The organism is Mesorhizobium sp. M7A.F.Ca.US.005.03.2.1 (genome assembly GCF_003997795.1).
Taxonomy (GTDB): Bacteria; Pseudomonadota; Alphaproteobacteria; order Rhizobiales; family Rhizobiaceae; genus Mesorhizobium; species Mesorhizobium ciceri.
Window position 1 is genome coordinate 1 of record NZ_RZRP01000701.1, and the last position, 3,359, is coordinate 3,359.

The 3,359-nt window shown below is 62.0% G+C and carries 2 protein-coding genes and 1 pseudogene; all 3 read right to left on the reverse strand.

The features are described 5' to 3' along the window. Positions 1-503: pseudogene (locus EN991_RS28635) on the reverse strand (energy transducer TonB); the annotation flags it as partial. 91 nt (positions 504-594) lie between these two features. Further along, complete coding sequence (locus EN991_RS28640; protein ID WP_127370003.1) at positions 595-1,038, reverse strand: hypothetical protein; 444 nt, start codon at positions 1,036-1,038, stop codon at positions 595-597. A 5-nt stretch (positions 1,039-1,043) separates the two neighbouring features. Beyond that, positions 1,044-3,242, reverse strand: a complete 2,199-nt coding sequence (locus tag EN991_RS28645) for a TonB-dependent hemoglobin/transferrin/lactoferrin family receptor (RefSeq protein WP_127370004.1) — start codon at positions 3,240-3,242, stop codon at positions 1,044-1,046. Positions 3,243-3,359 lie beyond the last annotated feature (117 nt).

Sequence of the window (3,359 nt, forward strand, 5' to 3'; positions counted from 1 at the left end):
GCAGTGCCTGCCTCGTTTTGCCTTTTGCCCTTGCTGGCCGCTTGCGCCGACAGGTCCTGGCCATCCGCCGTGCCGCGCTTTTCATCCGCCGTCTTTGAAGAGGCAGCTGGCGGACTGGGCCTCGCGCTGGGGATCGGCGGCTGTTCTGGAACGGCGACAGCCGGTTGCGGGCTGGGCACCAGTGCAACGTTTATTGCCGTCGGGTCCTTGTCCAGCGCGCTGCCGACCACGTTGGTGCCCGACTGATCACTGCCTTCCGGCTGCTCGGCATTCTGGGAACTCGAAATCCCCGAAGGCGAGATCAGAAAAGCCGCCGCCACGGCGGCGTGGAGCGCGCAGGAGACGACGATCGCCGCCGTCCATTTGCGGTTCCAGGCCGATGGCCGCGGCAGCGCGAGCGGCTCGGTTGGCTCTATCGCCAGCTCGGCGCCGGCTTCGGGGAGGGGGCTGATATCCTGCATGTCTCGCCGCGAGACCTGCAGCGACAAGAGCAGAATTGTCAAATCAAGATCGTTCGCTCGCAGCGGCAGTCGGCAGTGGCCGGCAACTGGCCACGCCGCTTTGTTTTGCAGGAATGCGGGATGCAGTCCCACCTCAGACGCCGAAGGCGATACCGGTCTTGGTGTCTGTCTTCAGCTTTCGCATGCAGGCGTTCGGTTCGACGCCGGTACCGGTGCATTCGGTCGCGCTGTTGATCAGCACGCGGCTGACTTTCGAGCACTCGGTGCCGGCCAGATCGAAACGCGTCACCTTGGTCTTGCCGGCCGGCAGTTCCTTGAAGTCGAGCACGGTCAGCCGGTCGACGACGCCTGCCTCGTTGAACAAGGCGATCTCGAAGGCAGCCTTGGCCAGGTCGGCGCCGAGATTGTTGTTGACCACGAACGTCAGGCGGCAACCCTTGTCGGAAGGTTGCGCACCATTGAGTTCCAGGGTGAGCGCGGGGACCGGCGCGGACTCTTGCGCCCACGCCGGAACCATCGCAAGCGACATCGCCAGCATCGAGGTCAGCAGACGAAGGGGTGTCGTCAAGCTCGTCATGGCAATCAGCCTCCAAACCGCATCGTTGCCGCCAGCTTCAGCGTTATGCCGGGCTCGTAGGCCGCGAAAACCGGCTGCGGCGGCTGGCCGGCCGTGGTCAGGTTGAGCGGGTTGGCGTATTTGACATCGAACAGATTGTCGGCGCGGAAATCAATCTTCAAATTGTCCGTCGCCTGGTAGCTGGCAAAGGCATTGACCAGCGTGTAGTCCTCGGCGATCGGATTGCCCTTGGGCTTGCCATTGTATTGCACTTCGCCGCCGACGGTCAGCTTGTCCTCGAGGAAGCGCAAGCCGAGCTGCGCGGTGACCTGGGATGATGGGATCGTGGCGAGATCCGCTTCCACACCCTTGTAGGAAATGGTGTGACCATTGGTGATTGAAGCCGAGAGCCCGGCATAGCCCCATCCGGCATCATAGACGCCCTCCAGTTCGAAGCCGTCGATCTTGGCCTTGGCAAAATTCTGGTACTGGAAGCATATCGGGATACCGGGTCCGCTCGGGCAACCGGCTGCCGGGTCAAACCGCGACAGGGTAACGCCATCGATGTAATCTTCGACATCATTGTTGAAATACGCTGCCTTGATGCGCAGCGCATCGCCGGCTTCGAGGATGTCGTTCTGCTTGTAGTTGACGCCGAACTCGGTCGTCTTGCCGGTTTCCGGCCGCAGATTGGGATTGGGCAGGAACGGAAAGCTGACGCCTGCCGGATGATTGCCGCTGATCAGCGTCTCGGTGATCGATGGCGAGCGATAGCCCTCGGCATAGGTGCCATAAAACTGAAGGCCGGCAAGGCCTGCGGATTCGAACGGGGAGACGCCGACGGTGATGCGCGGCGATACCCTGTCGCCGGAAATGTCGTGGGTGTCATCCTTGAGGCTGTAGTTGTCGTAACGCAGCCCGGCGATGACTTCGAGCCACTCCCAGGTGAGCTTGTCCTGGACATAGGCGCCCGAAACGTTGCGCTTGCCCGAAGGCGTGTAGAAACTGTCGCCACCAGCCGCGCCGCCTGTCTTGACATTATCGCCGGCCCAGTCGCCGCCATAGGTCAGCTCGTGCGCGATCCCACTCGTCTCGAACCGGGACGTGTTCCAGATGTCGATGCCGGTGGTGCCGACGTCGAATGTCGACTGCGATCCCGCCGGCAAGACAACGGGAAGGCCGGTGACCGGATCAAAGCGGTTTTGCGGGACAAGGCTGGTCAGATCGAGGTTGGTCTTGTTGTAGGAGGTGTTGATGTGGAGATCGAGCCAGCTCTTGTCCTCATCCGTGATGTTGTAGCGCGCCGTGAAGGTGTTCGACTTCAGGTCGACGTCATTGACCGGCGCACCGCCGCTGATCTCGTTCCAGCCATCGCTTGAGCCGACCCAGCCGAGCTTCAGTTCGCTGTTGTCGGTCGGGCGTATGCTGGTCTTGAGCAGTCCGCTCAGCACGTCGAAGCCGGTGCCCTTGACGGTGTCGCCGCCGCCATCCTTGTAGTCGTCATAGTCGCGGTAGACGATGTTGCCCAGCACGTCCCAATTCTCGTTAATGCGGTAGGCGCCGGATGCACTTGTGGTCCAGCCCTTGCCGTTGCTCTCATAGCGTCCCGTGACGGAACCGGCCCATGTTTCGTCAGGCTTGAGGAAATCCTCGGCATCCTTGGTGTCGAAGAAGACGACGCCGCCGATGGCGCCCGAGCCGTAGGTGTTGGCTACAGGACCACGGATAACATCCACGGATTTGACGAGTTCGGGGTCGATGTAGAAGGTCGACTGCGTGCCGTGGTCGGAGCGCTGGAAATTCTGTCGTGCGCCGTCGACGATGACTGCGACGCGACCGAAATCCTGCAGGCCGCGGATGTTGATGCTGGTGCTGACGCGCCTGGCGTCGGCCTGCGCCGCGACACCGGGCACGCCGAGCAGCATCTCATTGGGCGTCGTCGCCATGCGGCGGTCGAGCTGTTCCTGGCCGATATGGCTGGCCGATGCCAGCGATTCGATCGCCGTCTCGCCGGTGCGGCTGATGACGAGGATCTTGTCGAGCAGCGTTGCTCCCGCTGGTGCTGCCTTTTCCTCTTCAGCCTTCTTCGTTTGATCTGTCGTCTGCGCCGCCTGCTGGGCGTTGGCCAGTTGCGCCGATAAGGCAATCGCCGCCACACTTGCCAGCAATGCCGCCGCGCCGTTCGCCGCCGACCGGCCGCGCCATTCCCAAGTCACAAACCCCATGCCCCAACTCCAAAGTCCAGGTTTCATGCTGGCTGGCCCGGGGCTGGCTGGCATTTTTGATCGTCGCCGACGTCTTAAATGTTGACTCATTTAATCCGGTATTGCACTGACTAGTAA

Coding starts and splice junctions, on each gene's coding strand:
- EN991_RS28640 (WP_127370003.1), bottom strand. CDS start 1,038: ATGACGAGCTTGACGACACCCCTTCGTCTGCTGACCTCGATGCTGGCG.
- EN991_RS28645 (WP_127370004.1), bottom strand. CDS start 3,242: ATGGGGTTTGTGACTTGGGAATGGCGCGGCCGGTCGGCGGCGAACGGC.